Annotated in this window: 27 protein-coding genes and 5 tRNA genes; 21 read left to right on the top strand and 11 right to left on the bottom strand. The window is 63.2% G+C overall.

Translation table 11 applies throughout. From position 1 onward, the window contains the following. Positions 1-15 precede the first annotated feature (15 nt). The 4 genes from ACPW75_RS07860 (at position 16) to ACPW75_RS07845 (ending at position 2,397) form a co-directional block, all read left to right on the top strand. Complete coding sequence (locus ACPW75_RS07860; protein WP_077095501.1) at positions 16-1,230, top strand: UPF0149 family protein; 1,215 nt, start codon at positions 16-18, stop codon at positions 1,228-1,230. Between the two features lie 168 nt (positions 1,231-1,398). After that, complete coding sequence (locus ACPW75_RS07855; RefSeq protein ID WP_016350842.1) at positions 1,399-1,869, top strand: MarR family winged helix-turn-helix transcriptional regulator; 471 nt, start codon at positions 1,399-1,401, stop codon at positions 1,867-1,869. Continuing rightward, positions 1,866-2,054 carry a DUF4250 domain-containing protein gene (locus tag ACPW75_RS07850; RefSeq protein ID WP_042065161.1) on the top strand — a complete coding sequence of 63 codons (189 nt, stop codon included), beginning with the start codon at positions 1,866-1,868 and terminating at the stop codon, positions 2,052-2,054. The genes ACPW75_RS07855 and ACPW75_RS07850 overlap by 4 nt, the downstream gene beginning before the upstream one ends. Before the next feature lie 163 nt (positions 2,055-2,217). Beyond that, positions 2,218-2,397, top strand: a complete 180-nt coding sequence (locus ACPW75_RS07845; protein ID WP_039214394.1) for a hypothetical protein — start codon at positions 2,218-2,220, stop codon at positions 2,395-2,397. A 96-nt stretch (positions 2,398-2,493) separates the two neighbouring features. Here ACPW75_RS07845 and ACPW75_RS07840 read toward each other — a convergent pair whose 3' ends face one another. Next, positions 2,494-3,081 carry an FMN-dependent NADH-azoreductase gene (locus ACPW75_RS07840; protein ID WP_179101324.1) on the bottom strand — a complete coding sequence of 196 codons (588 nt, stop codon included), beginning with the start codon at positions 3,079-3,081 and terminating at the stop codon, positions 2,494-2,496. 225 nt (positions 3,082-3,306) lie between these two features. Here ACPW75_RS07840 and ACPW75_RS07835 point away from each other — a divergent pair, with 225 nt between their 5' ends. The 4 genes from ACPW75_RS07835 (at position 3,307) to ACPW75_RS07820 (ending at position 6,591) form a co-directional block, all read left to right on the top strand. Continuing rightward, the gene (locus ACPW75_RS07835) at positions 3,307-4,197 is read left to right on the top strand and encodes a DMT family transporter (RefSeq protein WP_179101325.1); all 891 of its coding nucleotides are present in this window, start codon (positions 3,307-3,309) and stop codon (positions 4,195-4,197) included. A gap of 85 nt (positions 4,198-4,282) precedes the next feature. Beyond that, positions 4,283-5,461 (top strand): formate-dependent phosphoribosylglycinamide formyltransferase, encoded by a 1,179-nt coding sequence (gene purT, locus ACPW75_RS07830; RefSeq protein WP_077095504.1) that lies wholly within the window; start codon positions 4,283-4,285, stop codon positions 5,459-5,461. Between the two features lie 128 nt (positions 5,462-5,589). After that, on the top strand, positions 5,590-6,249 hold the full coding sequence (gene hxpB, locus ACPW75_RS07825) for a hexitol phosphatase HxpB (protein WP_077095505.1): 660 nt from the start codon (positions 5,590-5,592) through the stop codon (positions 6,247-6,249). Between the two features lie 138 nt (positions 6,250-6,387). Beyond that, complete coding sequence (locus ACPW75_RS07820; RefSeq protein WP_005301298.1) at positions 6,388-6,591, top strand: CPXCG motif-containing cysteine-rich protein; 204 nt, start codon at positions 6,388-6,390, stop codon at positions 6,589-6,591. 89 nt (positions 6,592-6,680) lie between these two features. Here ACPW75_RS07820 and ACPW75_RS07815 read toward each other — a convergent pair whose 3' ends face one another. Next, positions 6,681-7,298, bottom strand: coding sequence for a riboflavin synthase subunit alpha (locus ACPW75_RS07815; protein WP_077095506.1), 618 nt, complete (start codon positions 7,296-7,298; stop codon positions 6,681-6,683). Between the two features lie 130 nt (positions 7,299-7,428). On the opposite strand from ACPW75_RS07815, the gene ACPW75_RS07810 reads away from it, so the two are divergent. The 7 genes from ACPW75_RS07810 to ACPW75_RS07780 all read left to right on the top strand — a co-directional run bounded on the left by ACPW75_RS07810 (position 7,429) and on the right by ACPW75_RS07780 (position 9,882). Next, on the top strand, positions 7,429-7,635 hold the full coding sequence (locus ACPW75_RS07810) for a YaeP family protein (protein ID WP_005301307.1): 207 nt from the start codon (positions 7,429-7,431) through the stop codon (positions 7,633-7,635). 146 nt (positions 7,636-7,781) lie between these two features. Beyond that, positions 7,782-9,161, top strand: coding sequence for an MATE family efflux transporter (locus ACPW75_RS07805; RefSeq protein ID WP_077095507.1), 1,380 nt, complete (start codon positions 7,782-7,784; stop codon positions 9,159-9,161). Positions 9,162-9,321: 160 nt separating this feature from the next. Beyond that, positions 9,322-9,398: transfer RNA gene (locus ACPW75_RS07800), tRNA-Val, on the top strand. A gap of 12 nt (positions 9,399-9,410) precedes the next feature. Then, a tRNA-Val gene (locus ACPW75_RS07795) sits at positions 9,411-9,487 on the top strand. A 17-nt stretch (positions 9,488-9,504) separates the two neighbouring features. Further along, positions 9,505-9,581: transfer RNA gene (locus ACPW75_RS07790), tRNA-Val, on the top strand. Positions 9,582-9,691: 110 nt separating this feature from the next. After that, positions 9,692-9,768: transfer RNA gene (locus tag ACPW75_RS07785), tRNA-Val, on the top strand. 37 nt (positions 9,769-9,805) lie between these two features. Next, positions 9,806-9,882: transfer RNA gene (locus tag ACPW75_RS07780), tRNA-Val, on the top strand. A 132-nt stretch (positions 9,883-10,014) separates the two neighbouring features. On the opposite strand, the gene ACPW75_RS07775 is transcribed toward ACPW75_RS07780, so the two are convergent. Next, positions 10,015-12,444 carry a DNA polymerase II gene (locus ACPW75_RS07775; protein WP_077095508.1) on the bottom strand — a complete coding sequence of 810 codons (2,430 nt, stop codon included), beginning with the start codon at positions 12,442-12,444 and terminating at the stop codon, positions 10,015-10,017. 211 nt (positions 12,445-12,655) lie between these two features. Here ACPW75_RS07775 and ACPW75_RS07770 point away from each other — a divergent pair, with 211 nt between their 5' ends. From ACPW75_RS07770 to ACPW75_RS07760, 3 genes are all read left to right on the top strand, one after another. Next, positions 12,656-13,150, top strand: coding sequence for a prolyl-tRNA synthetase associated domain-containing protein (locus ACPW75_RS07770; protein WP_161785090.1), 495 nt, complete (start codon positions 12,656-12,658; stop codon positions 13,148-13,150). Between the two features lie 208 nt (positions 13,151-13,358). After that, complete coding sequence (locus tag ACPW75_RS07765; protein WP_179101326.1) at positions 13,359-14,597, top strand: GGDEF domain-containing protein; 1,239 nt, start codon at positions 13,359-13,361, stop codon at positions 14,595-14,597. Next, entirely contained in the window at positions 14,597-15,130 is a 534-nt protein-coding gene (locus ACPW75_RS07760; RefSeq protein ID WP_179101327.1) for a GNAT family N-acetyltransferase, read from the top strand. Before ACPW75_RS07765 ends, ACPW75_RS07760 begins: the two co-directional genes overlap by 1 nt. A gap of 52 nt (positions 15,131-15,182) precedes the next feature. Here the strand turns inward: ACPW75_RS07760 and ACPW75_RS07755 are convergent, their stop codons facing one another. From ACPW75_RS07755 to ACPW75_RS07740, 4 genes are all read right to left on the bottom strand, one after another. Next, positions 15,183-16,043: a PA4780 family RIO1-like protein kinase gene (locus tag ACPW75_RS07755; protein ID WP_043161761.1), complete on the bottom strand. Its 861-nt coding sequence runs from the start codon at positions 16,041-16,043 to the stop codon at positions 15,183-15,185. A 141-nt stretch (positions 16,044-16,184) separates the two neighbouring features. Further along, positions 16,185-17,180: a lipid A biosynthesis acyltransferase gene (locus ACPW75_RS07750; protein ID WP_043161760.1), complete on the bottom strand. Its 996-nt coding sequence runs from the start codon at positions 17,178-17,180 to the stop codon at positions 16,185-16,187. 172 nt (positions 17,181-17,352) lie between these two features. After that, positions 17,353-18,342, bottom strand: coding sequence for a lauroyl-Kdo(2)-lipid IV(A) myristoyltransferase (lpxM, locus tag ACPW75_RS07745; protein WP_077095512.1), 990 nt, complete (start codon positions 18,340-18,342; stop codon positions 17,353-17,355). A gap of 267 nt (positions 18,343-18,609) precedes the next feature. Then, positions 18,610-19,593 (bottom strand): TDT family transporter, encoded by a 984-nt coding sequence (locus tag ACPW75_RS07740; protein WP_043168602.1) that lies wholly within the window; start codon positions 19,591-19,593, stop codon positions 18,610-18,612. A gap of 99 nt (positions 19,594-19,692) precedes the next feature. Between ACPW75_RS07740 and ACPW75_RS07735 the strand changes: the two genes are divergently transcribed. Further along, positions 19,693-20,601, top strand: a complete 909-nt coding sequence (locus ACPW75_RS07735; protein WP_077095513.1) for a LysR substrate-binding domain-containing protein — start codon at positions 19,693-19,695, stop codon at positions 20,599-20,601. A 115-nt stretch (positions 20,602-20,716) separates the two neighbouring features. Here the strand turns inward: ACPW75_RS07735 and ACPW75_RS07730 are convergent, their stop codons facing one another. The 3 genes from ACPW75_RS07730 to ACPW75_RS07720 form a co-directional block, all read right to left on the bottom strand. Beyond that, a complete protein-coding gene (locus ACPW75_RS07730; protein WP_077095514.1) occupies positions 20,717-21,706 on the bottom strand; it encodes a Gfo/Idh/MocA family protein in 990 nt (329 codons plus the stop codon). 33 nt (positions 21,707-21,739) lie between these two features. Next, positions 21,740-22,585: a deoxyribonuclease IV gene (gene nfo / locus ACPW75_RS07725; RefSeq protein ID WP_077095525.1), complete on the bottom strand. Its 846-nt coding sequence runs from the start codon at positions 22,583-22,585 to the stop codon at positions 21,740-21,742. 165 nt (positions 22,586-22,750) lie between these two features. After that, positions 22,751-23,704 (bottom strand): LysR family transcriptional regulator, encoded by a 954-nt coding sequence (locus tag ACPW75_RS07720; protein WP_077095515.1) that lies wholly within the window; start codon positions 23,702-23,704, stop codon positions 22,751-22,753. Positions 23,705-23,830: 126 nt separating this feature from the next. Between ACPW75_RS07720 and ACPW75_RS07715 the strand changes: the two genes are divergently transcribed. Beyond that, on the top strand, positions 23,831-24,586 hold the full coding sequence (locus tag ACPW75_RS07715) for an SDR family NAD(P)-dependent oxidoreductase (protein WP_077095516.1): 756 nt from the start codon (positions 23,831-23,833) through the stop codon (positions 24,584-24,586). Between the two features lie 45 nt (positions 24,587-24,631). Here ACPW75_RS07715 and ACPW75_RS07710 read toward each other — a convergent pair whose 3' ends face one another. Beyond that, complete coding sequence (locus ACPW75_RS07710) at positions 24,632-25,921, bottom strand: HD-GYP domain-containing protein (RefSeq protein ID WP_179101328.1); 1,290 nt, start codon at positions 25,919-25,921, stop codon at positions 24,632-24,634. 301 nt (positions 25,922-26,222) lie between these two features. On the opposite strand from ACPW75_RS07710, the gene ACPW75_RS07705 reads away from it, so the two are divergent. After that, on the top strand, positions 26,223-26,708 hold the full coding sequence (locus ACPW75_RS07705; RefSeq protein ID WP_077095518.1) for a molybdopterin-dependent oxidoreductase: 486 nt from the start codon (positions 26,223-26,225) through the stop codon (positions 26,706-26,708).

Raw genomic sequence — 26,708 nt, 5'->3', positions numbered from 1 at the left:
CCAGAGGAACTGTCGATGAATTCATCCACTCGTACCCGTCATCTCAATCAATGGATCCAGACCCACAGTGGGCAGGACATGACCTACCCGGCGCTGCACGGCTTTTTGTGCGCCCGCCTGGTCGGGCCGGATGCCCCTGACTGGCAGGCCCCGCTGGCCGGTCTGTTGCCCCATGACGCCGAACTGGATGAGAAGAGCAGCGACGCGCTGCACCATCTGATCGCCGAGCTGGAAGCCCAGGCCGATGAGGCCCAGCTCGCCCTGCCGAGCCAGTGCCGCCTCTCCACCGAGAGCCCGGAACAGGTCTTCGAGCAGAGTCACCCGCTCGGTCAGTGGTGCTACGGCTTCAGCCAGGGCTTTGCCACCTGGCCCAAGCCCAAGGATCTGAACGACCCGACCACCCAGTACCGTTTCAGCCTGGCCGCCGAGCTGAGCCTGTTTCGCGACAAACCCATGGCGCAGATGCTCCACTCGGCCGCCGGCAGCGACCTCCCCTTCATGGAGTTTTGCAAGCGTCAGCGCCAGAACATGAAGACCGCCCTCAACCAGCTGCTGCAACTGGACGAGTATCAGGCCGTGCCAAGCACGGAGCTGGCGCTGGACAGCGAGCAGGCCGAGCAGTGGCAGCAGTGGTTCGAACTGGCCGATGCCAGTCGCGATCCGCACAGTCGCCTCGGCTGGTTCGACAAGGTGATCGCCGACGCCGAGCCGCTGTTCGACGCCGCCTTCTGGCAGCAGATTGCCGGCCATGGCTGGAGTGCCCACGAAGCGCGTCCGCTGCTGGCCGCCCGGGCCGGACGGGCCGACTGCCTGCTGCGCCTCGGCCAGCTGGAACAGGCGCGCAGCGAATATCTGGCGCTGCTCGAGCTGTGCGTGGCCGACGAGCTGGGTTGCCGCTATCCCCTCTCCAGCCTCTATGCCCTGCAAGGGGAGTGGCAGGCGCTGCAGGCCCTGCTGGTGCGCTTTGATGAAGCCTCCAGCTGGCTGCTCTATAACAAGGCGCTGATGACGTTCGTCTGCGCGGGCACCGAGGCCGCGCAGCCGCTGCTGAGCGCCGCCATCAAGGCCAACGCCCATGTGCCGGCCTGCCTGCTGGGCCAGCGCAAGCTGCCCAAACAGGAGCCCCACAGCTGGCAGGCGGGCAGTCGCGACGAAGCGGCGCTCTACACCCTGCAAAGCCGCGAGGCCTGGCTCAAGCACAACGCTTTGATCTGGCTGCGCAAAGGCTGAGCCGCAGCCACAAAACCAGCCTCGAACAGACCCGGTTGCGGCGGATGACGTGCGCAACCGCACATTTCTCTGGTGCATGTTCAGACAAACGGCCTTGTGTTACGTATCATCAAGGCCAAAGTATCAAGAGAAACTGCACCCGATGCAGCCGTCACAGCAGGATGTCATATGTCAAAGATCATAGAGCTGCTTGCCCACTATCCCCCCTATCAGCTGGTTCACGCCGCCGAGATGGTGCGCGACACCTTTGAGCAGTTTTACCAGCAGCGCTATCAGCTGACGGTGCCCCAATGGCGCCTGATGATGGTGCTCGGCCCCAACTACCCCATCAGCCAGAAAGAGCTGGTCGAGGCGAGCGGAATGGACAAGGTGCGGATCTCCCGCGAAATTCACCGGCTGGTGGAGAAAGGGATCCTGTTCACCGAGAGCAGCGAGCACGACAAGCGGGTCAGTCTGGTCTCCTTCACCCAGGCGGGGCTCACCCTGTTCCAGCAGCTCAAGACCGAAGCGGGCAGCTGGCAGCACACCCTCACCGACTACCTGCCGGCCGAGGCGCGTCAATCCATTCGTCTGCACCTGCAAAGCGTCAGCGACGCCATCGAACAACTTCACCTGCTAGATAGCGAGCGACCCTCATGAACCTGAACAACTTTGCCACCATGGACGTCAACATGCTGCTGAGCCTGGTCAACATGCAACTGCGTGATCGCTTCGATGATCTCGATGATCTCTGCAAGTCGCAGGATCTCGACAAGGCGGCGCTGGTCGCCAGGCTGGCCAGCGGTGATTTCCATTATCAGGAAGATCAGAAGCAGTTCAGATAGGGATCCGGATCACAACCCGGCCCATACCGCTGGCTCCGGCGGCAAAAGCTGCTATGGTGATGGCTACCCCGGTCAACTGACCTGCGGCAAGAGGTATGGATACATCTTGCTGTCACAGACCGCGGTTAGCCTTCTACTCACCAGCCGCAGCCAAGGATGACCCATGATGTTCCTGACCCGCCCAACCAGCCTGATCACCCTCTGTGCCCTGCTGATGATCAGCCTCTTGTCACCGCGCCTGCCCGACAGCGCCGAGCAGTGGCTTACCACCTTGCTGCTGGGCTCTCTGGTGGCGGTCTGCCTGATGGTCGGCAGCGGCTGTCGCCGTTTTCTGCGGGATTGACCTACCCGGCCCCATTCGCCGCAAGGCCCCAAAACAGACAACGCAGCCCGAGGGCTGCGTTGTCGCTTTCTGACGTCTGGCAAAGTGCCGTCTTGATCAGAGTGCCAGGGTCTCCAGCTGGCCTTTGGCCTGCTCGATGCCCTTGGCCTGGGCATCCGGGCCCATGCCCATGCCTTCGGCGTAGATGAAGTCCACGTCCTTGATGCCGATGAAGCCCAGCACGGTACGCATGTAGGGGGTCACCAGATCGGTGGCGCTGCCGACGTGCATGCCGCCGCGGGGGCTGATCACCAGGGCGCGGGTGTTTTCCACCAGGCCGACCGGACCGGTTTCGGTGTAACGGAAGGTGACGCCGGCGCGGGCCACCAGATCGATCCAGTTCTTCAGCTGGGTCGGGATGTTGAAGTTGTACATGGGGGCGGCAATCACCACCAGATCGCTTGCCTTCAACTCGGCAACCAGCTCGTCGGATTGGGCCAGCACGGCCAGTTGACGCTCATTGAGGTTCTCACCACCGCGCAGGCCAGAAGCCAGCTCGCCATCCAGTACCGGCAGGTTCAGGGCCGCCAGATCACGCACGGTGACGGTGTCGGACTGATGGTCGGCCAGAAAACCGTCGATCAGGGCGTTGGATTGGGAATATTGGCCCAGGATGCTGGACTTGAGTACGAGGATATTGGCCATGGTGAAACTCCATTTGGTTGTCGGTTGAACAGCGGTGCTGTCGATGGAGGTCACTCTAAACATTGGGCTTCTATACAGATAGCGAAAATAGATGCTCAACTTATTCAAAATATTTGATGTTAGCTCACTCTCTCGCCAGCCACCGCTCCCCCGCCCCGCCAAGGCTTGGCAGAACAAACGATTGCCGTTATGATCCGCCGCACTTTTTTCAGCGTTCCGGATCCCATGACACCCTCGCGCAGGCACTCTCCCTTTGCCGGTGCAGTCTGGATGATGGTAGCGGGCCTCTGCTTCGCCGCCGTCAACAGCCTGAGCCAGTATGTCAGCTTCAAGCTCGGCCTTCCTTCGACCCAGGTCGCCTTCCATCAATATCTGATTGCCCTGATCTGCCTGCTGCCCTGGCTCATTCGTCACGGTCTGCGCCAGTCGCTGATGACCAACCAGCTGCGGCTGCACCTGCTGCGGGTCGCCCTGGCGGTGGTCGGCATCCAGTTCTGGCTGTGGGCGCTGGCGGTGCCCGTGCCCATCTGGCAGGGCATTGCGCTGCTGATGACATCGCCGCTGTTTGCCACCCTGGGGTCGGCGCTCTTTCTCAAAGAGCAGGTGAGCCGGGCCCGCATTATGGCGACCCTGGCCGGTTTTGTCGGCGCCATGCTGATCCTGGCCCCCTGGACCGACGATTTCAGCTGGGCCTCGCTGCTGCCGGTGGCGGCGGCCCTGTTCTGGGCCGGCTACTCCTTGCTGGTGCGCTATCAGGCGGCGAGCGAGTCGTCCCACACCATCGTCGTCTACCTGCTCATCTTCAGTACCCCGTTCAACGCCATGCTGGCGCTGCCGGAGTGGCAGTGGCCGAGCGAAACCCAGTGGCTGCTGGTGGCCGCCTCCGGCGTGCTGTCGGCACTGGCCCAGATGTCCATCGCCCGCGCCTACAGCGTGGCCGAGGCTTCGTTCGTACAACCCTTTGATTTTGCCAAGCTGCCGATGAACGTGCTGGCCGGCTGGCTGGTGTTTGGCTGGGCGCCACCCGGCCGATTGTGGCTCGGGGCCGCCATCATCATCGGCGCCATCACCCTGCTCACCCATCTGGAGCAGCGCGCCCACAAATCCGTTTCCTGAGGTACGCCATGCGTGCCTCTTTTTTTGCCCGCTATTCGCGCAATAGCGGCCATCAACCATCACTCACGACATCAGGAGAGATCACATGTTTGGAACCGCTACCCGCCCCGGCGCCACCCGCGCCCTGCTGCTGGGCTCCGGCGAACTTGGCAAGGAGGTCGCCATCGAGCTGCAACGCTTCGGCATCGAGGTGATCTCCGCCGACCGCTATGCCGATGCCCCCGCCATGCAGGTGGCGCACAGAGCCCATGTGCTGGACATGCTGGACAGCGCCGCCCTGCGCGCCCTGGTCGCCGAGGTCAAACCCGACCTCATCATTCCCGAGATTGAAGCCATCGCCACCGATACCCTGGCCGCCCTGGAGCAGGAGGGCGTCAAGGTGGTGCCGAACGCCCGCGCCACCCAGCTCACCATGAATCGGGAGGGGATCCGCCGCCTCGCTGCCGAGACGCTGGGCTTGCCCACCTCCCCCTACCGCTTTGCCCAGAGCAAGGAGGAGTTTGTCGCCGCCGTTGACACCATCGGCCTGCCCTGCGTGGTGAAGCCGGTGATGAGCTCGTCCGGCAAGGGCCAGAGCGTGCTGCGCGATCTCGCCAAGCTCGACGAGAGCTGGACCTATGCCCAGGAGGGCGGTCGCGCCGGCCGCGGCAAGGTGATCGTCGAGGGCTTCGTCCCCTTCGAGTACGAGATCACCCTGCTCACGGTACGCGCCGTCGACGGCATCCACTTCTGCCAGCCCATCGGCCATCGGCAGGAAGATGGCGACTACCGCGAATCCTGGCAGCCACAAGCGATGAGTGAACTGGCGCTGGCCCGCTCCAAAGAAGTCGCCGCCAAGGTGGTCGAGGCCCTCGGTGGTTACGGCCTGTTCGGGGTCGAGCTCTTCATCAAGGGTGATGAGGTCTGGTTCAGCGAGGTCTCGCCGCGCCCCCACGATACCGGCATGGTGACCCTGATTTCCCAGGATCTCTCCGAGTTCGCCCTGCACGTGCGCGCCATTCTGGGGCTGCCGGTCGGCACCATCACCCAGTACGGGCCGAGCGCCTCCGCCGTGGTGCTGCGCGAGGGTCACAGCCAGGACATCCGTTATCAGGGGATTGGCGAGGCATTGGCGCTGGTGCCGGGTGCCCAGTTGCGGCTGTTTGGCAAGCCGGAGATCGCCGGTCGCCGCCGGCTCGGCGTGGCGCTGGCCCGGGCTGAAGATTGCCGCGAGGCGGTCGAGCAGGCCAAAGCCGTGGCCGCCAGGGTGGACGTGATTTTCTGACCGCTGTTTTTTGTCTCGCGCAAACAAACGTTTACCTGCGTGATCCGGCGCAAGGGGCATGGCAATGCCCCTTTTGCATTGAGGCACCTCGCTTATAATCCCCCCTTCACCTATGTCAGGAGTACAAGATGTTAACTGCCGTGATCTTCGATATGGATGGTGTTCTGATCGACTCGGAACCCTTTTGGCAACGGGCCCAGATGGCCGTATTCTCCGAGCTGGGGCATCCCCACACGGTGGAAGATTGCGAATCGACCATCGGCGTGCGCATCGATCAGCTGGTGGCCCACTGGTATCGCCTGCGCCCCTGGAGCGGCCCCAGCCAGGAAGAGGTGGTGCAGCGCATTCTGGATCGGGTCAACGCGCTGATCCTCTCCGAAGGTCAGGCCAAGGCCGGCGTGCTGGAGGCACTCGATCTCATTGAGGCGCAAGGCCTTAAAATTGGTCTGGCGACCTCCTCCCCCTTTGCCATGGTAGAAGCGGTGCTCGGCAAGCTCGGCATTCGCGATCGCTTCCTGGCGGTTCACTCCGCCGAGGTGGAGCGCTTCGGCAAACCGCACCCGGATGTCTATATCCACGCCGCCGAGAAGCTGGGGGTGGAGCCGGTGCATTGCCTGGCCATCGAAGACAGCTTCACCGGCCTGCTGGCGGCCAAGGCGGCCTCCATGAAGGCCTTGATCGTACCCGACCCCGCGCTGGTGGGCGATCCTCGTCTGGCCATTGCCGATCATCAGCTGCGCTCGCTCACCGAGCTGGATGCCGAGATGCTGGCCAACTGGGTCAAGTAAACAGCACGCAGGCGCTGCCGGACTGACCTCCTGCCTCCCTTGATCCCGGTCATAAACGTGCGCTTGCTCGCGGTCAGGACAGAGCGAACCAACTAGAATCAGGGGAGATAGGCGGCCCACGGGCCCGAGGAGGTCATCATGATCGAGTACACCAGCAAGCGCATCGTCTGCCCCCACTGTGGCCATCATACCCGGGTCGAGCTGGATGCCAGCCAGGGGGATCAGGAGTTCTACGAGGATTGCATGGCCTGCTGCAACCCCATCCATCTGCGACTGCATCGGGATGAGGCGCGCGACTGCCTGCAACTGTTTGTGGACGCAGACGACGAACAGATGTTCTGACTGCCAGTGAACCCACCCACCAGATCGCCAAGGGCTTGCATGATGCAGGCCCTTTTCTATGGCAAATCCCTGAGGGCGCGTTGGTCAGCTTACCCCGGCTGACGGGCCGCCAGTACCCGCTCCACCGTGTCGACGATGGCCTGAGTCTGGGGGTCGATCTCGATGTTGGTGTGCCAACCGGCTTTGACCCAACCCAGGTTGGTGCGAGCCAGCGTCTCGGGAATGAGATTGACGCAGAACTCGCAGCCGCGCACTTCTCCCACGGTGAGGCTGATGCCGTCGATGCCGATGTAACCCTTGGTCAGCACGTATTTCATCAGCGTGGGGGCGAGGCGATACCATACCTGCCGGTTGTTGGGGGTGTCGATGACCGACACCACCTGCGCGGTGCCCATGATGTGGCCGGACATGGCGTGGCCGCCAATCTCGTCGCCAAAGCGGGCAGCCCGCTCCACGTTGACCTTGTCCCCGGGCTGCAGCTGGCCGAGGTTGGTGAGGCGCAGTGTCTCCTGCATCAGATCGAAGCTGACCAGCTCCCCCTCGACCCGGGTGACGGTCAGGCAGCAGCCGTTGTGGGCCACGGAGGCGCCCAGCGCCAGCCCCTCGCCCCAGGCCGGGCTCGGCATGCGGATCACGTGGGTACGAAAGTTGGGCAGCTGGTCGATGGCCACCAGTTCGGCGGTCCCCTGTACTATGCCGGTGAACATGTCTCGTCTCCTGCTACGAAAAAAGGCAGGGTAACCTCGCCACGGGCCCCAGACAAGCGCGCTGGCTGACAAGCAGGCGGCCGATCGCTATAGTGACGGCATTCAAACCAGCGCTGACAAGGAAATAAAAATGCAGGTATATCAATGCTGTGAGGCCATTCGCATCGCCTACAACCAGATTGGCTCCGGGGAGCAGGGCTATGTGCCACAGGCGATTGCCGCCACCATCAGGGCGCTCAATGCCGTGGCATCGGACGAGCGGGTACCGGCGGATCTGCGCGAACAGGCCGCCTACGCCGCCGCCAACCTGCTGATCAGCGATCACGAAGACGCCTGATCCGGCCCTTGCGCCAAACGTTTCGTCCCGGATGAATTTCAGGCTAGAATGACCCCCCCGCACTTTGCATTCCCGTTTCGGGAGTGCAAAGGCTCTTCCCGCTACCCGCTCTTTTTACGCTTTATCTGATCCACTCGGAGGTGTCAGTGCAACGTTATTGGTCCGAGGCGAGGCAACTCGTTCGTCTAGCCAGTCCCATTCTGGTGGCCCAGGTGGCCCAGGTCGCCATGAGCTTCGTCGATACCGTGATGGCGGGCCAGGTCAGCGCCGTGGATCTCGCTGCGGTGTCGGTGGCATCCAGTTTCTGGCTGCCGATCATCTTGCTGACCCAGGGCATCATCATGGCGCTCACCCCCATCGTCTCCCAGCTCAACGGGGCCCGCAAGCGGGACGATGTACGTCCCGCCGTGCATCAGGGCTTCTGGCTGGCGCTGATGGTGATCCCGATCGCCATGCTGGCGCTCTATTTCAGCCCGCTGGCGCTGCACCTGATGAAGGTGGATCCCGTCATGGCCGCCAAGACCACCGGCTTTTTGCACGCCATCATGTGGGGTCTGCCCGCCTTCGTACTCTTCCAGGTGCTGCGCAACTTCAGCGAGGGGCTCTCCCACACCATGCCGACCATGGTGATCGGCTTCGTGGGGCTGGCGGTCAACATCCCCGCCAACTATGTCTTCATCCACGGTCACTTCGGCATGCCCAAGCTCGGTGGCGTGGGCTGCGGCGTGGCCACCGCCATCGTGCTGTGGGCCATGCTGCTGGCGATGATCGTCTATGTGAAGCTCTCCTCTCATTTCAAGGAGATCAACCTCTTCTCCCGGCTCGCCCGCCCCAACGGCAGCCGGATCTGGCGCCTGTTCCGGTTAGGCTTTCCCATCGCCATGGCCATCTTCTGCGAAGTGACCCTGTTTACCGTGGTGGCCCTGATGCTGGCCCCCTTCGGTGCGGAGACGGTGGCGAGCCACCAGATAGCCCTCAACTTCTCCAGCCTGGTGTTTATGCTGCCCTTGTCGATTGGGGTGGGTGTCACCATCCGGGTCGGCCACAGCATCGGCGAGGGTCAGCCCGCGCACGCCCGCGTCGCCGCCCGCACCGGCCTGATGCTGGGCATGGCGGTGGCTGCCGGTACCGCCGCCCTCACCGTGCTGCTGCGCGAGCATATCGCCAGTATCTACACCGACGACCTGCAGGTGATCACCCTCGCGGCCATACTGCTGTTCTTCGCCGCCATCTACCAGATCTCCGACTCGGTGCAGGTGGTGGCCGCAGCCGCCCTGCGTGGTTACAAGGACACCAAGGCGATCTTCTACGTCACCATCGTCGCCTACTGGGGACTGGGGCTGCCCACCGGCATGATCCTGGGGCTGACCGACTGGCTGGTGCCGCGCATGGGGCCGCAGGGCTTCTGGATCGGTTTCATCGTCGGCCTGACCGGCGCCGCCCTGATGCTGGGTGCCCGCCTGCGTCATATCTATGGCCGCTTTGCCAGCCCGGAGGCCTGCAGCGCCCTCTCCAAGGCGCAATAGGGCAAACTCGCCTGCAAAATCAACAGGCTGCGCAAGAACTGGGCAAACAGTCTGCTTTGTGCGTGCGGCCTGTTGACAGCCTTGGGGGGCATGGGTAGTATGCCGACCACGCCAGCAGTGCTGGTGTGGTGAAACGGGTTTGTGACCCGGTTTGCAAAGTGGGTTTATAGCTCAGTTGGTTAGAGCACTACCTTGACATGGTAGGGGTCGTTGGTTCGAATCCAATTAAACCCACCACTTTTCCGTAATGCGTCCTTAGCTCAGCTGGTTAGAGCACCACCTTGACATGGTGGGGGTCGGTGGTTCGAATCCACTAGGACGCACCATCATGGAAACCTGTTATGCGTCCTTAGCTCAGCTGGTTAGAGCATCACCTTGACATGGTGGGGGTCGGTGGTTCGAATCCACTAGGACGCACCATAACAGCTTGAATATATTGCAGATGTGGATTTATAGCTCAATTGGTTAGAACAGTACTTTGACATGGCGTAGGCGATGTCGTTGGTTCGAATCCGGTTGAACACAGATGTGGGTTTATAGCTCAGTTGGTTAGAGCACTACCTTGACATGGTAGGGGTCGTTGGTTCGAATCCAATTAAACCCACCACTCCCCTGCAATCAGATAAAGTCGCCTTGCGCACCCTGCGTCCTTAGCTCAGCTGGTTAGAGCATCACCTTGACATGGTGGGGGTCGGTGGTTCGAATCCACTAGGACGCACCAGATTAGAAAAGCCCGCTCCTCGAGCGGGCTTTTTGCATTTCCCCTTTCCAGCTTCTCCCGACGTCCGCACGGCGGCAGCCGCCACATGCTCAACCATGCCTGGCGGGTCAACCTCTCCCCGCGCCACACCGCTTAAAAGAGATCGAGCTGCTGGCCGCAGATCCGCTCGAACGACTCGCCGATAAAGGGGAGGATCGCATCGGCAATGGGCCGCAACTGCTTGTCGATGTAGTGCTCGTAGTCGATGGCGCTGCGCCGGTATTCCAGCGGCTCGGGGCCATTGAGAGTCATCAGGTAGGCGATGGAGCCCCTGTGCTGGTAGCGCTGGGGCAGGCCGCGGCGCAGGTTCTCCTCGTCCGCCAGGCGCGCCGCCCGCACATGAGGTGGCACGTTCTTCTGGTACTCCTCGAGTTTTTGGCGCAGCCGCTTGCGATAGACCAACAACTCGTCGTGCTGGCCGGCCCGGGTCTCGTCCACCATGGTGCGCACATAGCCGCTGGGATCCTGGTCGTGAAACACCATTTCATAGAGGCGGGTCTGAAACGCCTTGGCAAGGGGCGTCCAGTCGGTGCGCACCGATTCGAGCCCCTTGAACACCAGCTGCTCCTCTTCACCTGCCTGATCGCCTGCCACCAACCCGGCATAGCGCTTCTTGCTCCCCTTCTCCAGCCCGCGAATGGTGGGCATCAGGAAGCGGCGATAGTGGGTCTCGTACTGGATCTCCAGATAGCTTGGCAGGTTGAACTCGCGCTTGATCAGCGCAGCCCAGTTGTCGTTGATCATCTTCGCCAGCCGCCGGCCAATCTCGTCCGCCTGCTCGGGGCTGGCATCCCGCCCCAGGTGCACGAAGGTGGAGTCGGTGTCGCCATAGATCACCTCGAAGCCCTCCCCTTCGATCCACTCCCGGGTCTGCTGCATGATGCCGTGACCGCGCAAGGTGATGGAGGAGGCAAGCCGCGGGTCATAGAAGCGGCAGCCCCCCGAGCCCAGCACCCCGTAGAAGGAGTTCATGATGATCTTGATGGCCTGGGAGAGCGCCTTGTTGCTGGCGGCCTTGGCCCGATCCCGCGCCGCCCACAGGGTGGCGATGAGATCCGGCAGGAAGTGGCGCTCGCGCGAGAACATGGCGCCGCGAAAGCCCGCAATGGCGTGTTCTGGGTGTTGCAACCCCTCGATGAGCCCCATGGGGTCGATGCAGAAGGTGCGGATGATGCTGGGATAGAGGCTCTTGAAATCGAGCACCAGCACGTGGCGATAGAGGCCGGGTTTGGAGTCCATCACATAGCCACCGGGGCTCGCCAGCCCGCCGTCGGCCGGCAAATTGGGGGCCACGTAGCCGCCGCGATGCAGCCGCGGCAGGTAGAGGTTGGTAAATGCCGCCACCGAGCCCCCAACCCGGTCCAGTTCAAGGCCGGTGAGGGAGGCACGCTCGATGGCAAAGGGGATGAGGTGGCAGAAATCGAAGATCTCCCACACCAGCCGGCAATCTTCCAGGTTGTAGCGGGCCAGCGCCTCCTTGTCGGAGTGGAACAGCTCGGTGATCTTCTCCCCCCGGTTGGCCACGTCCTCGATATCCTTGCCACGGCCGAGCAGCTCGCTCGCCACCGCATCCAGGCTGTAGCTCGGGAACTGCCAGGTGGCGCTTTTGAGGGTGTCGATGCCGTCCAGCACCATGCGTCCGGGAATGATGACGCTGCCGCTCTGGGGGTCGTTGCGCGATGAGCGCCAGAAGCAGAGCTCGTGACCGCGCCCCAGCCGCAACCGCCGCTTGTTGAGCTCGGCGCGGCGCAGCAGCAGGCGAAAGTCGAAGTTGACCACGTTCCAGCCGATCACCAGATCCGGGTCGTGCCGCACAAACCAGCGCTCCAGCGCACTCAGCAGGGCGCTCTCGTCCGCCACCCACTCGACCTGGGTCCCCCAGCTGTCGGCATCGGCCTCCGGCACGCCGATCATGATGACTCGCGCATCCTCTTCGCTGTAGAGCCCCACCGAGAAGAGCGCCCCGTCCATGGCGCACTCCACGTCCAGCGACACCCAGGAGAGGGTCGGCGTCACCGCCTGCGGCGCACAGCGCGCCTCGTTCACCTCCCAGTAGCCATGCTTGCCCCCTTTCTTGAGGGTGCGTCCCTCGAAGCGCACACCAGCGGTGATGAAACGCTCCATCAGATAGCGCTCCGGCAGCCGGATATCTGCCTCGAAGTGCTCCAGCCCGCGGATGAGCAGCAGCTCGATGGCGCGGTGAAAGGCGCTCAAGGTGGCAAAGTAGCAACCCACCACGGCGCGGCCGTCGAAGGTGTGCATCGGCAGGCGGCGAAACCGCCCGCTCACCCCTGCCCCCTTGAACAGCTCGGCGGCTTCTTCCATATGGCTCTGGGGCAGGAAGAAGACCGGCTCCTGCCCCGGCACCACCAGGCGCACCGGCCCCTGCGCGCTCCAGAGCCACATCACGATCTCGGTGCGTTCGCCATGTCCGTTGCGACCGCGCACATCCCGCCCGTGACGGGTCAGGATAAAGCCATCGAGTGGCAGAGTAACGGGAGGAACAGGCTTGATCTCGGTCATGCAGGCTACTGGGGTCAACGCTGGGATGGAACCATTGTACGTTCATACAGTGCTTTGCTGCAATCGGCACGCCCAGCCGCAATGACCACGCCAGGCTGCGAGCCGCGCCGCAAACTGGTAAGCTCGGCCAGACTGGCAGCGACTGCCGGTGGCAGCTTTATTCGCCGCGCCATTCATCCAACACTCACTCTTCACCCGACATCAGGAGGTCATGGTGGCGCTTTACTCTCTGCTGGATCAGCTGGCCATTCCCTATCAGCGCATCGATCACGCCCCCGTATTCACCTGCGAGGAGGCCAGCCGGCTGCTGCCCAAGCTGCCCGCCGCCAAGACCAAGAACCTCTTCTTGCGCGACCCGAAGAGCGAGCGACTGTTTCTGGTGGTGACTCCTGAAGAGAGCCGGGTCGACCTAAAGGCGCTGGCGAGCACCCTTGGGGTCAAGCGGCTGAGCTTTGGCTCGCCCGAGCGGCTGGAATCCGTGCTTGGCCTCACCCCGGGCTCGGTCACCCTGCTCGCCATGGTGCGCGACAGGGAAAAAGCGGTGGAACTGATAGTGGATGAAACGATCTGGCAGGCCGAGCGGGTGCAGTGCCACCCGCTGGTCAATACCGCCACCCTGCTTATCCGCCTCGACGACGTGCGCCGCCTGCTGGCCCACCTCGGCCGGGAGGCCACCGTCATGCGGCTGCCGGTCGTGAGCAACTGATCCAAGAAGGGGGGAAGCATAAACGCCCCGGCGTCATGCCCCGCCCCTGATTAATCGAGTCAGCAGCCCTCTTGTGGCGGTTGTTGCCGCGATCGTGCACGGATCACTTAAACCATTGCTCAGCGGCGCAATTCATGCTGTGATCCGGCCCAGTCACCCGGCCCTGAGGTCGCTGCGCCGTTCCCGGCAGGAAGAGCCCACACCCTTGATGCAGAGTCTGTTTTCCTCGGCCCAGTTGCTGAGTCTGGTGCTGTTCGTCAGCCTGTCGCACATCGGGGTCGCGGCCATTTTCGCCTACCTGTGGCATACCCAGCGACCGCTGCGCTCCCTGCTCTACTGGTCGGCCAGCGAACTGGCCATCGCCGCCGCCTTTGGCTGCCTGCTGCTGCGAACCCTCACGGGGGATAGCTCCCTTGCCAATATCCTGCTCACCAACCTGCTGATCATCGCCACCCCGCTGCTCTATGAGCGGGGGCTGCGCCACTTCTTTCGGCGCGAAGCCGACCGTTTCGGCTGGCTCTGCCCGCTCCTCGCCCTCGCCGGCTTCCTGCTGTTCGCCGTCACCGCCGCGCAACTGCCAGCGGATGACATACACAGCCGGATCGTGGTGCTCTCCGGGGCCATCTCGCTGCAGATATGCCTGCTGCTGTGGCAGCTCTGGCGCTATCAGCGACTGGCACCCGCCTACCGGGTGCTGCGCTTCGCCATCCTGCTGCTCGCCCTGCAACTGGCCCTGCAGCTGGTCAGGATCGCCAAGCATCAGTGGTGGCCGGAGTCGGCCGCCTCCAGCCTCACCGATCCCCTGCTCGGCCCGGTGATCCTGCTCAGCCTGCTCTTTACCATCGCCCGCAGCTTCATTTTGCTGAGCCTGGTGCACACTCGCCAGCAGCAGGCGCTGCTTGCCACCCAGCGCGAGCTGGAGCGGCGCGCCAACCTGGATGCCCTGACCGGGCTGGACAGCCGCCACCATTTCGAGCAGCAGCTGGCGGCGCGCGCCTGTCGCAGTGCCCGCCCCTGGCAGTTACTGCTGATCGACCTGGACAACTTCAAGCAGATCAACGACCGCCACGGTCACCCCGCAGGCGATGCCATGTTGCGGGCGGTGGGCCGGGTGATCCGGGAGAGCCTGCCGCCGGCGGGGCTGGCCGGCCGCCTTGGCGGCGACGAGCTGGCACTGCTGGTGATGGAGACATCGCAGACCCTGCCGGCCTGCTGCCAGACCCTGCAGCAACGGGTAGCAGATGCCACCCGGCCGCTGGCCGGCGGCCCCATCAGCCTCAGCATCGGGCTGACCTCGCTGCAGCAGGGCGAGAGCTTCGAGCAGGCCTATCCACGCGCGGATCGGGCACTCTATGCCGCCAAGCAGGCCGGCCGCCAGCGTGCCTGCATCCAGGAGCCGCACCACAGCGAACCCAGGCCGCTGTGGCCCCTGGCCACCCAGACCTGATGCAACCCCCCATCGAGTGCCGGGCCGCTCGGCTGACCGACGCCCCCGCCTACCGCCGCTACGTGGCCGAATGTGGCGCCGCCGGGTTGCCGCTCTATCAGGTGGCGCAATTCGACCCGGAGCAGTGGCTGCAGGAGTTGCTCGCCCATGCCGATGGGCTGCATCTGCCGCCGGGCTACCCATCTACCACCACCTATTTTGCCCTCGAGGGGGAAGAGATCCTCGCCACCTTGCGCCTGCGTCACGGCGACAACTCCGCCACCTGTCAGTGGCTTGGCCACATCGGTTACGAGACCCGTCCCACCCGCCGGGGTGAAGGCGTCGCCCGCACCCTGCTCGGCTGGCTGCAGCGCCATGTGCTGAGCGAGCCCGTGCTCATCAGCTGTGACGAGGCAAATGCCGCCTCGCTCAAGGTCATTGCCGCCGCCGGTGGGCAATGGCTGGATCGCCGCTACCATGCCGGCGATCGCTGCTGGCTCCGGTTTTACCGGCTGGCCCCGGCCAAGGGGCCAGGACTGAGCGGCAGACAATAAAAAAGAGCGCCACAAGGCGCTCTTTTTTCACTGACCACGGCCACTAGCAAGATCAGTAGCTGTCTTCCTCTTCGGCCTTCATCCTGGCCTGACGGGCCAGTGCCTCCTCCTGGGCGCTCTCGATCTCGTGCAGCACGGAGTCGAGATCCACCTGCTCGCGGCTCTCCTCGAACAAGCCGGTCAGCTCGCTGTCGGGGGTCAGTTTGCCATCTTCATACAGGGCCCACATCTCCCGGGCGTAGCGGGTCTTGAGCAGCTCGGGGGCATACATGCCGTAGTAGTTGCGCATGTTGTTGACGTCGCGCTCCAGCATGGCCCTGGCCTGGTTGTTGGCGGCGGCGTCCACCACCTGGGGCAGGTCGATGATGACCGGGCCCTGTTCATCCACCAGCACGTTGAACTCGGAGAGATCGCCGTGGATGAGGCCGGCGCAGAGCATGCGCACCACATAACGGATCACCTTGCCATGGTCGATGACCGCCTGCTCGGCAGAGAGCGCCACGTCGTTGAGGCGGGGGGCAACATTGCCCTCTTCGTCGGTGATGAGCTCCATCAGCAGCACGCCATCGAGGCAGACATAGGGCCTGGGCACCCGCACCCCGGCCGCAGCCAGTTTGAACAGGGCATCCACTTCGGTGTTCTGCCACACCTCTTCGTGCTGCTTGCGACCGTATTTGGAGCCTTTCTCCATGGCACGGGCATCACGACTGCCGCGCACCTTGCGCCCTTCCTGATAGACCACGGCCTGCTTGAAGCTGCGCTTGGACGCCTCTTTATAGACTTTGGCGCAGCGGATCTCGTCGCCGCAGCGCACCACATAGACGTCGGCCTCTTTGCCGCTCATCAGCCGGCTGATGACGTCATCGACCAGGCCGTCATCAACCAGAGGTTGGATTCGATTTGGAATTTTCATGGCCGCCCTTTTACCCTATTTGCGCATCAGAAGATAGCCCCTCCCGGGCCACTTGCCTATCCCTGTTTCCTGACGGCACCCGGCGTGCCGGCAACCGCGATGATCCCGGTGCGATAACCCGCGCCGCCGGGTCGGCCGGCCTCACTCCCCGGGAGGGAGATCGCCACGGATCCGCTTAATGCCCTCTTCGTAGAACCCATCCGATCCTTGCTGGTGCTCCATGGTCTCGAAGATCTTGAGAAACCACATGTACTGCTCGGGATGCTGGCGCAGCTGCTGCTCCACCATGCCGTTCATGGCACAGACATCGGCCACCAGATCCGCACCGGGATAGGGGTCGAAAGGCGGCTCGATCTCCAGCCGGTAGCAGCCCTCCTCCTCGTCATAACAGGCGAGAATGGGCACCGCCCTGGCGCCGGTCAGTTTCACCAGCTTGGGCAGGGCCGGCAGGGTCGCCTTGGGATGGCCGAAGAAAGGCACGAAGATGCTGGCTTCACGGCCGTGATCCTGATCCGGCAGATAGAAGAAGCTGGCGCCGCTGCGGATCGCCTTGATGGCAGGTTTGATGCCGACGCTGCGCTCATATACCTTGCCGCCCTTGGCCCGCTCGCGGTTGATGTACCAGTCAAATACCTGATCCTTCGGGCTCTTCATCATGGTGCACATGGTCAGCCCCCGAATGGCGAAGTAGCGGCCGATCATGTCCACCGCCCAGGTGTGGGGCACCACCAGGATCACCGGCCGGCCGGCGGCCCGCTCTGCCTCGATATGCTCCCAGCCACGCACCTTGACCCGGCTGGCCAGATGAGCGGCGCTGCGCAGGGTCAGTTCGGCAAAGCCCATGAAGGTCTTGAGACCGACCCGGATCGATTTGAGCAGCAGGGCCTGACGGCCAGCCTCGTCCAGCTCGGGAAAACAGATCTTGAGGTTGGTCTCGGCAATGTAGGCCTGCTTCTTAGAAATCCGCAGCAGGGTGGGCGCCAGACGGTTGGCGAGCCGGTCGCGCAGACCATGGGGCACCAGCGCCAGCAGACAGAGCAGACCAAGCGCCAGCCAGCTGCCCCACCAGCGCGGATGCAGCAGACGGGGATGAAATGAGGTGTCAAAAACCGGATCGTGTGAGGACATGGCCGCCATCAAGTCATAGAAAATAAACGGTTATTTTAATTATCCTGACAAATTTTTCCACTTTGGCGGCCACGCCCCCCGGCCACCGGGCTGGCAGGCAAGGAAGCTCTTCCCTCATGACGAGTCACCATCGCCAATAAAAATGGCCCCGCAGGGCCATATGACATAAAGGCGTGCCGCCTCAGGGTAGCGGCTGCAAGCCACTGCGGATGCGCTGGATCCCCGCCTCGTAGCGACCATCCAGGCCCACCTGATCTTCGCGGGTATCGAAGATCTTGAGGAACCACATGTACTGACCGGGGTCGCGGCAGAGCTGCTGCTGCACCATGTCGTTCATCCGGCAGGTGTCGGCCATCACATCCTCGGTGGGATAGTTGTCAAACGGCGCGTCGATCTCCAGCCGGTAGCAGTGCTTGGCCTCGTCATAACAGGCCAGCAGCGGTACCGCCTTGGCGCCGCTCACCTGCACCAACCGTGGCAACGCCGGCAGCGTCGCCTTGGGGTGACCGAAGAAGGGGGCAAAGATGCTCTTCTCGCGGCCATGATCCTGATCCGGCAGATAGAAGAAGCTGCGACCGCCCTTGATGGTGCGGATCACCGCCTTGATGCCGGCACTGCGCTCATAGACTCGGCAACCGTTGCGGGCCCGGGCCCGATTGAGGTGCCAGTCAAAGACCGGGTTGCGTGCCCGTTTCATCATGGTGCACATGGGCACCCCGCGCTGGGTGAAGTAGTAACCAGCCGCATCCACCGGCCAGCTGTGGGGCACCACCAGGATCACCGGTCGGCCGACGGCCTGCTCCGCCTCGATATGTTCCCAGCCGCTGACCTGCATCCGACTCATCAGATAGGCGGGGCTGCGCACGGAGAACTCGCCAAAGCCGAGCAGACTCTTGAGACCGACCCGGATCGAGGTCATCAGGATGGCATCGCGTTCGGCCTCGCTCTTTTGCGGAAAACAGAGTGCCAGGTTGGTTCTGGCGATATAGATCTGCTTTTTCGAGATACGGAACACCAGCGGTGCCAGGGCGGCGGCGAGACGGTCGCGCAGACGGACCGGCACGAAGGCCAGCAGCATCAGTACGCCAAGCGCCAGCCAGCTCAGCCAATAGCGTGGATGCAGGAATCTGGCCTCGAAGCGGGTGTCAAACACGGGATCATGGGAAGACATGGATGGGGATCAAGCTAAGAAAATGGAGCTGCATTGTATTCGTCCTGACAGGTAATACCAGTGAAATTCATCATTGTCTCCCCAGGCTGGGCGCTGGCGCAAAAAACGGGGCGCCAACGGGCATGAATGGCACCTTTCGCTGCCAGAACCGGTACAAAAAGCGCTTCACCCGAGGGTGAAGCGCTTGGTCATTATCCGGTTGATGGCCCCTGTCTGATGCAAGGTTGCTCATCAACGCCCCGTATCCCGGCTCTCGCCGTCTTCTTCTTAGCGACGAACCATGCCGTGCGCCACCTCGTCGCTGCCGTCGAGCGGCAGGAAGAACATCAGGTAGCGCAGGGCCACATAGCCGACGATCAAGGTGGCGGCGCCCAGTTCGAAGTGGGCCAGCAGCCGGATCTGCTCGACATACTCGGCCGCCTGGGGCCACTGCTCGACCAGATGGCTCACCTTGAACAGGGCGGTGGCGCCGATCACCAGCGGGAAGGTGAAGGCGGCGTAGCCCGGTGAGAACGGCAGACGCAGCAGCTTGATGAAGGCCAGATAGATGATGCCGGTCATCAGCACCGCAATCCCCAGCAGCACGGCCACCAGCAGCAAGGAGGGTTCCTCGCTCACGGTCAGGTAACCGGCCAGTGACAGGCTGGCGGGGGCCGCCAGGATGGCGATGGTCGGCTTGGCGGCATCCGGCACTTCATGGCTGAAGATGAGGCGATAGAGCATCAGCGGCAGCATCAGGCCGTAGCAGAGCATGCCGAACCAAAGCAGGCCGTTGGCCAGCGCCGCAAACTGGCCGCCCGGGAAGGCGACGTCCGCGACTATGATCCCCACCGGCGGCACGAACCAGCTCGGCACCATGTGGTGGATTTCAAACTGTTTGGCCCGATGCCAGACGAAAGTGGCCAGGAACGCCAGGTGCAGCAGCACGGCAAACAGCCAGAGCCCCTCGCCCAGACCGGCGTCCAGCATGCCGACCGCCTTGGAGACCACCATGGTACCCATGGCATAGGTGGGCACCACGCTGCCGACCACGGGGTGGGCCAGATCCTGCCACAGCAGGCGCGGGTGCAGCAAAAACTTGAAGGTCAGGATCACCAGCAGCACGGCGGCAATGGCTGCCCCCAGCAACTGCAGACGGCCATCGAAGTGACCGGCATTTTCCCAGCACCAACCGAGACTGGCGATCCCGAGTGCCAGCCCTGCCATGGGAGTCGGGGCTTTGCCTAAGGATTGACGGGTTCTTGCGATCATGTCTGAAACCTCTGATGAGAGACGATGGGCATAGGATAATGGCCCCGTATCGTTTACGATATCTAAATGAATTAAATCAATCGTTCAGGATATCCAAACATGAAGCTGACCCTGCAACAACTCAAGGTCTTTGCCACCATAGCCCGTTACGGCAATCTGGGGCTGGCCGCCAATGAACTGTGCCTGAGCAAGGGCGCCGTCTCCCAGTCGTTGCAGGAGCTGGAGCGCCAGCTCGCCACCCCGCTGTTCGATCGCATTCACCCCAGATTGCAGCTCAACAACGAGGGGCGACTGCTGCAACCGGCGGCCGAGGAGCTGCTGACCCGCATGCAGGACATCGAGACCCTGTTCAGCCCGGATGCCGAACCGAGCGGCCAGCTGCGTCTGGGCGCCAGCCAGACCATCGGCAACTACTTGCTGCCGGCCCTGCTCGCCACCAGCAAGCAGGAGCTGGGGCAGCCGCCCCGCGTCACCATCACCAATACCCACCAGCTCTGCCACCTGCTGGCCAACTTCGAGCTGGATCTGGCGCTGATCGAGGGGGAGAACCACCACCCGGATCTGGTCAGCGAGCCCTGGCTCCACGACGAGATGCTGATCGTGGCCCAGCCCGCTCACCCCCTCGCCGGTCGCAGCCGTCTCTCCCTCGCCCAACTGAGCGATGAGACCTGGGTGCTGCGCGAGCCCCAGTCCGGCAGCCGCGAGCAGTTCGAGCAGCAGATCCAGCCCGAACTGCCGCGCTGGCAGACGGGGCTCGAGCTAAATACTCTGGAGGCGGTGATGCTGGCGGTCGAGAAGGGGCTCGGCATCTCCTTCATCTCCCACCTGGCGGTGTCGGATCGGTTGCAGGCCGGCCGTCTGGTGGCCCTGCCCCTGACCCGTCGCTTCCCCCGTCAGCTCTCCCTCATCTGGCACCGGCAGAAGTATCACTCCGCCACCCTACGCCGCTTTCTGCAATTTTGCCGCGCCCAGGAGGATGTGTTGCACAGCGATGCCAGCAGCACCTGAGCCAATGGGATGATCGGGCAGCCTATTGCCCGGCATTGCCCTTGCCGCCGGAGTATCGGCAGCAATAGAAGAGGGAGAGCCCAGGCTCTCCCTCTTTGTCATTCAGCCTTGTAACTCAGCGTTTCGCGGGCAGCAATCCCCGCTCAACCCAGCCCAGCACTTGTCTGCTCAGCGCCTGCGGCACCCAGGGCGAGTCGCTCAATCCTTGTCTGACGCAGGCGGCAAAGTGATCCGCCTCGTGCTGCATGCCGCCGCCCCCGACCGGCAGTGCGATGTCGTATGGCCAGGCAGGCAGAGGATCGCCACCACGCCACGCTATCTGCTGGGGATTCCACCACTTGCCCACCAGCTCCAGCGCCCAGCCGGGCCCGGACAGCCAGGCCGACTTGTCGAGATCCGCGACGATGGAGGCAGCAAGTTCGGCCTTGAGCGGGCCGGAAAAATCAAAGCGGGCGGCTTCGTCCACCTCGCCCGCCTGGCGAGACAGCGTGACCTCGGGCTCACCCGCCGCCAGCCCGAGCTGGTGACAAAGAGCGGAATAGAGCCAGAGCGGGTAGACCCCCACATCCCAGGCGGCGCCGCCGGCCAGCGCCGGGTCAAACAGCTTGCCGTCCCGCGCCTGCACCGAACCAAAGGCGGCCCGCAGCCTGTCGGGGGCCGGCAGAGCCGCAAGCCGCCCCAGCAATTCGCGCATGGCGGGGAAGCACATCACCTTCATCGCCTCCATCAGCAGCAGGCCCCGCCCGGCGGCGAGCCGCACCAGCCGATCCCAGTCCGCCACCCGGGTCACCGCCGGTTTTTCCACCAGCACGTGCTTGCCCGCCAGCAGCATGAGTTCGATCAGGGCGGCGTGCTCCGGGTGGATCACCGCCACATAGACCGCCTCCACCTGGGGGCTGGCCGCCAGCGCCTGATAGCTGCCATGGGCGTGGGGCAGCCCCTGCTCGTCGGCAAAGGCCTGCGCCCGCGCTTGATCACGGGCGGCGATCGCCACCACCCGGCTGCCACTGGCGTGCCCGTTCACATCCTGACAAAAACGGCGAGCAATGGCCCCCGCCCCGGCAATCCCCCAGCGCAGCGGCTGGTCGCTTGATCTATCTTGCATCCCTGTTTCCTTATGCTGTCTGCCAGTCAGTCATCATGCCTTCGCCAGGCTGCGCAACCAGCGGATCTCGTCGCCCCAGATGGACTCGTCGATGGTCTCCAGGATCAGCGGAATGCCGTCGAAGCGATGGTCATTCATGATGTGATGGAACACCGCCTCCCCCAGGTTCCCCTCGCGCAGACTGTGGTGGCGATCGACCCGGCTGCCGAAGGTGCACTTGGCGCCGTTGATATGCATCCCCTTCAGATACTGGAAGCCCACCGTCTGCTCGAACTCGGCAAAGACGGCGGCGCAAGCGTCTGCAGTGCGCAGGTCATAACCGGCAGCAAAGGCGTGGCAGGTGTCAAAGCAGATGCCGACCCGACTCTTGTCCTCTACCCCGTCGATGATGGTGGCCAGATGCTCGAACGACCAGCCGAGGTTGGTGCCCTGGCCAGCGGTATTTTCGATCACCGCCGTCACCCCCTGGCTGCGCTCCAGCGCCCAGTTGATGGATTCACTCACCAGCTTGAGGCTGGCCGCCTCCGGGATCTGCTTCAGGTGGCTGCCCGGATGAAAATTGAGGTAGCAGAGCCCCAGCTGTTCGCAGCGCTTCATTTCGTCCAGAAAGGCGTCACGGGACTTGGCGAGGCCGTCGGGGTCGGGATGACCCAGATTGATGAGGTAGCTGTCGTGGGGCAGGATCTGCTCGGGGCGAAAGCCGCCCTTCTCGCAGGCCAGCTTGAAGGCGCGGATGCTGGTCTCGGAGAGCGGTGCCGCCTGCCACTGGCGCTGGTTCTTGGTAAACAGGGCGAAGGCATTGGCGCCGATGGCCTGGGCGCGGGCGATGGTATTCTCCACCCCGCCGGCCGCACTGACGTGGGCTCCGATAAATTTCATCTTATCTCCTCTGCACTGTTGCTGGGTCTGGCCGCGCAGCAAAGGGGCGGCCAACATGGGGCGCTATTATGCCCAAGCTGCCCTCCTTGCGCCAAACCGGGATTGTCGATGGCAACCATAGAGAGGCCCGCAATGCCGGCCGCCGATGAGAGAAACGTCAACGAGTCAATCGACCGCGTCGCCCCCGACGCTTTGCTGCCCGCCATCGCGCAGTCCCTCAGGCTCCAGAGCTGATGCCAGAATGCCGCTCAGCCACTGGATGAACGCCTGCACCCGGGGGGCCAGCTGACGGCGATGGGCATAGAGGGCATGAATGGGCAGCGGCGGCGCCTGCCACTTTGGCAGGATGGCCACCAGCTCGCCGCTGGCCAGCAGTGGCTCCACCCCGACTCGCGGCAGCTGGATGATGCCAAGACCGGCCAGCGCCGCCGCCAGATAGGATTCGCTGTCGTTCACCGTGAGCGCCCCGCTCATCGCCAGCACGGCGCGCGAGCCATCCGCCTGCAGATACTCGAAACCACTCTCCTTGGGCCCGCTGCCACCGCCGTAGTGCACCAGCCGATGATCAGTCAGCTCGCTCAGGCTGCGCGGTGTCCCATGGCGGGCCAGGTAACCAGCACTGGCACAGTTGATCTGGCGGTAGTGGCCGAGGGGGCGCGCCACCAGGCTGGAGGGCTCGAGTGCCCCGACCCGGATCACGCAGTCAAAGCCCTCCCGCACCAGGTCGACCCGCCGGTCCGTGCTGCTCAGCAGCAGTTGCAGGTCGGGGTGGGCCGCAAGCCAGGCGGGCAGCGCCGGGATCACCAGATGGCGGGCCATCCGGCTCGGCATGTCCACCCGCAGCTGGCCGCTCAGCTGCCCCTGCTGGCGAAACAGCGCGTTGAACTCCTCCATGTCCGCCAGCAGATCCTGGCAGCGGGCGTAACAGAGCTTGCCATCCGGGGTCAGCTGCACCCGTCGGGTGGTGCGGTGCAGCAAGCGGGTGCCCATCTGCTCCTCCAGCCGCCGAATGGTCGCCGAAAGCGTCGCCTTGGGAACACCCAGCTGTTCGGCACTGCGGGTAAAGCTCTCCAGCTCCGCCACCCGCACAAACATCCTCATCGCATCCAGTTGATCCATGCCGCCATTGTCTCGCCAATTGGAACAGTGCATTCATTATCAACTTATTTATCCAATCAACAATGGACAATAGAGTGATCACACCGGCTCATCCCGAGCGCATTACCCACAGACAGGAGTTCCCACATGGCCCACCCCATCGCACTCATCACCGGCGCCAGCCGCGGCCTTGGCAAACAGGCGGCGCTGACCCTCGCCGCTCGCGGCGTCGACCTCATCATCACCTATCGCAGTCAGGCCGATGACGCGGCGGCCGTGGTGGCCGAGGCGACCGCACTCGGCGTCAAGGCCCACGCTCTGCCCCTCGATGTGGCCGACAGCAGCAGCTTTGCCAGCTTCGCCCACCAGGTGCGCGAGCTGCTGAGCGCATGGCAGCGCCAGCAGATCGATTTTCTGGTCAACAACGCCGGCATCGGCATTCACGCGACCCTAGAACAGACCACCGAACAGCAGTTCGATACCCTGTTCAACATTCACCTGAAGGGGGTGTTCTTTCTGACGCAACAGCTGCTGCCGTTGATCCACGATGGCGGGCGCATCCTCAACCTGTCGAGCGGGCTCACCCGCTTTGCGCTGCCCGGTTATGCCGCCTATGCGGCCATGAAGGGGGGTGTCGAAGTGCTGACCCGCTATCTGGCCAAGGAGCTGGGGCCGCGCGGCATCGCCGTCAACGTGGTGGCGCCGGGGGCCATCGAAACCGACTTTGGCGGGGGTGTGGTGCGGGACAATCAGGTCGTCAACGACTTCATCGCCAGTCAGACCGCCCTGGGACGGGTGGGCCAGCCGGAAGACATCGGCGGCGTGATTGCCGCCCTGCTCTCCCCTGACAGCCGCTGGATCAATGCCCAGCGCATCGAAGCCTCGGGCGGCATGTTCCTCTAGACCTGTCCCCGCAGAGGCTACGGCGCAGCCAGCAGGGGCAGCCCGTCAGTGACTTGAGCTGACGTCAGGCGCCTGTCCGCAGGCGGCACACAGCGCCTGCGGCAGATGGGCGGCCAGGGTCGCAACCACTTCCACATCGACCCGGCTCTGGCTGGCCAGTTGCTGCAAAAAGCTGAGCGCCTGCCCGGCGCTCAACCCCTCCCGGTAGGGTCGGTTCTGCACCATGGCCTGAAAGATATCGGCCACCCGCAGGATCTTCGCCTCCAGCGGCATCGCTTCGGCGGTCAGGTGGAAGGGGTAACCGCAGCCATTGGGCTCTTCATGGTGATAGGAAGCCCACAGGGCGATGGCCTCGAAGCCGTCGATATGGCGCAGGATCTGATAGGTCTCGAAACTGTGGGTATTGATGATGGCCCGCTCCCGTTCATCGAGTGACCCCGCCTTGTCGAGGATTTCGTCAGGCACCCGCAGCTTGCCGAGATCGTGCAGCAGCCCGGCAATCTCCAGCTGCTCGCAGTGCCCCTCTTCAATGCCCATCAGCTCGGCCAGCAGCCGGGCCAGTCTGGCCACGCCGAGGGAGTGGGCCACGGTGAAGGGACTCTTGGCATCGACGATGGCCGAGAAGATCCGCGCCAGCTGCTTGAGCTCGCCGTTGCTGGTGAGACAGGGTTCCCGCTCGCTCAGCATGTCGTGCATGTAGTCGCTGATGGCACGCCCCTCCAGTTGCAGCCAGAACGCCTCCGAGCGAGACGCCAAGAGGAAGGCTGCCACCAGCTCGGGATCGAAAAACTCGCCGGCACACGCCTCGATCCGTTGCCGGATCTCGTGGGTGTGCATCAACAGGGAGCCGTCGCCGTAATGAGGTGCCGCCAGGGCATCCACCCGGTCCACCAGAAAAATGAGATTGGCCTGGCGCATCACGCCCGCCGCCAGGCCAGGGGTTTGTAGCAACCGGTGCCAGTGGGTGTGGTGGTAACGGATGGGTTCCGCCAGCGGCGCCAGCGGCGGAAAGTCCTTGAGCAGGTCATGACCGACCTCGCAGTGGAACTGGGAGGACTCCCAGTCAAACTCGCTGACCAGATGACAATGAATAAAGGTGGAGGAGACGCCGATGTCGTGCAGCACCCCCAGTTCGAACAGACAGGCTCGCTCGCTGGCATTTGCTCCCAGCGCCTTGCCGCACTCGGCAGCCATGATGCCGACCCGCTTGCCGTGCGCCACATCACCGATGCCGACCAGATCCAGCGACGCCGACAAGGCGTATACCACCTGGCGCAGGTCTACCTGCTGGGAAATGTGCTCACCGCTGCGGGTGTATGGGGTGTTGCTGTTCATGATGCGTGTCCACATCTGCCAACGTGAAACATCCCGTGTCTGGGGCCGAGTAAACACATTGAATTTAAATCAGAATATGAACTCTGGTGGTAGCCTCACCCAGATACCCTCATCTAATTGATAAAAAGATGAGTTGGATCAATTTGGCAAGGCACGTGCCGGTTGTGTAATAGATGTGAAGAAAATGAGGCCTTGTGGTTACCTGAAACCATCATCAATAGTCATTCGGAAATGGTCTATGGTTAGAGCGAAATGGCCTCAACAGGCTGGATATCAATAAGTTGCCCATAAGGAACCAACCATGAAAGCGCTAACCTTACCCCTGTTTTACCTCTTGTCTTTACTCTTCTGCGGTCAGGCCTACAGTGCCGATGAAGTCATCCTCAGCGTCGCCGCCAAGGGTTGCTGCAACAACGCCGACAAGAAGGAGTACAGCCGTGCCCAGCTGCAAGCGTTGCCGCAAGCCAGCGTCACCACTACCACTCCCTGGACCAAGGGCTCCCATGTCTATCGCGGCGTCTTGCTCAAGACGGTGCTCGATACCCTCGGCGTCACTGCCGACAAGATAAAAGTGATGGCCCAGAACGACTACTTCGCGGTGATCCCGCGGCAAGATGTCGAGAAATACCCCGTGCTGCTGGCCATCGAGGAAGATGGCAAGGCTCTGACCCTGCGCAACAAGGGCCCAGTCTGGGTCATCTACCCCCTGTCGGACCACCCCGAGCTCAATATCGAGCAATATCACAGCCTGATGGTGTGGCAAGTGCTCAAGCTTGAAGGGATGTAA

This window comes from Aeromonas sp. FL131, assembly GCF_049860615.1.
Taxonomy (GTDB): domain Bacteria; phylum Pseudomonadota; class Gammaproteobacteria; order Enterobacterales; family Aeromonadaceae; genus Aeromonas; species Aeromonas hydrophila.
This window is presented reverse-complemented; position numbering and strand designations above follow the sequence as displayed.

What these genes read in the sequence shown, in the direction of transcription:
- ACPW75_RS07860 (WP_077095501.1), top strand. Translation starts at nt 16, where the DNA reads ATGAATTCATCCACTCGTACCCGTCATCTCAATCAATGGATCCAGACC.
- ACPW75_RS07855 (WP_016350842.1), top strand. Translation starts at nt 1,399, where the DNA reads ATGTCAAAGATCATAGAGCTGCTTGCCCACTATCCCCCCTATCAGCTG.
- ACPW75_RS07850 (WP_042065161.1), top strand. Translation starts at nt 1,866, where the DNA reads ATGAACCTGAACAACTTTGCCACCATGGACGTCAACATGCTGCTGAGC.
- ACPW75_RS07845 (WP_039214394.1), top strand. Translation starts at nt 2,218, where the DNA reads ATGATGTTCCTGACCCGCCCAACCAGCCTGATCACCCTCTGTGCCCTG.
- ACPW75_RS07840 (WP_179101324.1), bottom strand. Translation starts at nt 3,081, where the DNA reads ATGGCCAATATCCTCGTACTCAAGTCCAGCATCCTGGGCCAATATTCC.
- ACPW75_RS07835 (WP_179101325.1), top strand. Translation starts at nt 3,307, where the DNA reads ATGACACCCTCGCGCAGGCACTCTCCCTTTGCCGGTGCAGTCTGGATG.
- purT (WP_077095504.1), top strand. Translation starts at nt 4,283, where the DNA reads ATGTTTGGAACCGCTACCCGCCCCGGCGCCACCCGCGCCCTGCTGCTG.
- hxpB (WP_077095505.1), top strand. Translation starts at nt 5,590, where the DNA reads ATGTTAACTGCCGTGATCTTCGATATGGATGGTGTTCTGATCGACTCG.
- ACPW75_RS07820 (WP_005301298.1), top strand. Translation starts at nt 6,388, where the DNA reads ATGATCGAGTACACCAGCAAGCGCATCGTCTGCCCCCACTGTGGCCAT.
- ACPW75_RS07815 (WP_077095506.1), bottom strand. Translation starts at nt 7,298, where the DNA reads ATGTTCACCGGCATAGTACAGGGGACCGCCGAACTGGTGGCCATCGAC.
- ACPW75_RS07810 (WP_005301307.1), top strand. Translation starts at nt 7,429, where the DNA reads ATGCAGGTATATCAATGCTGTGAGGCCATTCGCATCGCCTACAACCAG.
- ACPW75_RS07775 (WP_077095508.1), bottom strand. Translation starts at nt 12,444, where the DNA reads ATGACCGAGATCAAGCCTGTTCCTCCCGTTACTCTGCCACTCGATGGC.
- ACPW75_RS07770 (WP_161785090.1), top strand. Translation starts at nt 12,656, where the DNA reads ATGGTGGCGCTTTACTCTCTGCTGGATCAGCTGGCCATTCCCTATCAG.
- ACPW75_RS07765 (WP_179101326.1), top strand. Translation starts at nt 13,359, where the DNA reads ATGCAGAGTCTGTTTTCCTCGGCCCAGTTGCTGAGTCTGGTGCTGTTC.
- ACPW75_RS07760 (WP_179101327.1), top strand. Translation starts at nt 14,597, where the DNA reads ATGCAACCCCCCATCGAGTGCCGGGCCGCTCGGCTGACCGACGCCCCC.
- ACPW75_RS07755 (WP_043161761.1), bottom strand. Translation starts at nt 16,043, where the DNA reads ATGAAAATTCCAAATCGAATCCAACCTCTGGTTGATGACGGCCTGGTC.
- ACPW75_RS07750 (WP_043161760.1), bottom strand. Translation starts at nt 17,180, where the DNA reads ATGGCGGCCATGTCCTCACACGATCCGGTTTTTGACACCTCATTTCAT.
- lpxM (WP_077095512.1), bottom strand. Translation starts at nt 18,342, where the DNA reads ATGTCTTCCCATGATCCCGTGTTTGACACCCGCTTCGAGGCCAGATTC.
- ACPW75_RS07740 (WP_043168602.1), bottom strand. Translation starts at nt 19,593, where the DNA reads ATGATCGCAAGAACCCGTCAATCCTTAGGCAAAGCCCCGACTCCCATG.
- ACPW75_RS07735 (WP_077095513.1), top strand. Translation starts at nt 19,693, where the DNA reads ATGAAGCTGACCCTGCAACAACTCAAGGTCTTTGCCACCATAGCCCGT.
- ACPW75_RS07730 (WP_077095514.1), bottom strand. Translation starts at nt 21,706, where the DNA reads ATGCAAGATAGATCAAGCGACCAGCCGCTGCGCTGGGGGATTGCCGGG.
- nfo (WP_077095525.1), bottom strand. Translation starts at nt 22,585, where the DNA reads ATGAAATTTATCGGAGCCCACGTCAGTGCGGCCGGCGGGGTGGAGAAT.
- ACPW75_RS07720 (WP_077095515.1), bottom strand. Translation starts at nt 23,704, where the DNA reads ATGGATCAACTGGATGCGATGAGGATGTTTGTGCGGGTGGCGGAGCTG.
- ACPW75_RS07715 (WP_077095516.1), top strand. Translation starts at nt 23,831, where the DNA reads ATGGCCCACCCCATCGCACTCATCACCGGCGCCAGCCGCGGCCTTGGC.
- ACPW75_RS07710 (WP_179101328.1), bottom strand. Translation starts at nt 25,921, where the DNA reads ATGAACAGCAACACCCCATACACCCGCAGCGGTGAGCACATTTCCCAG.
- ACPW75_RS07705 (WP_077095518.1), top strand. Translation starts at nt 26,223, where the DNA reads ATGAAAGCGCTAACCTTACCCCTGTTTTACCTCTTGTCTTTACTCTTC.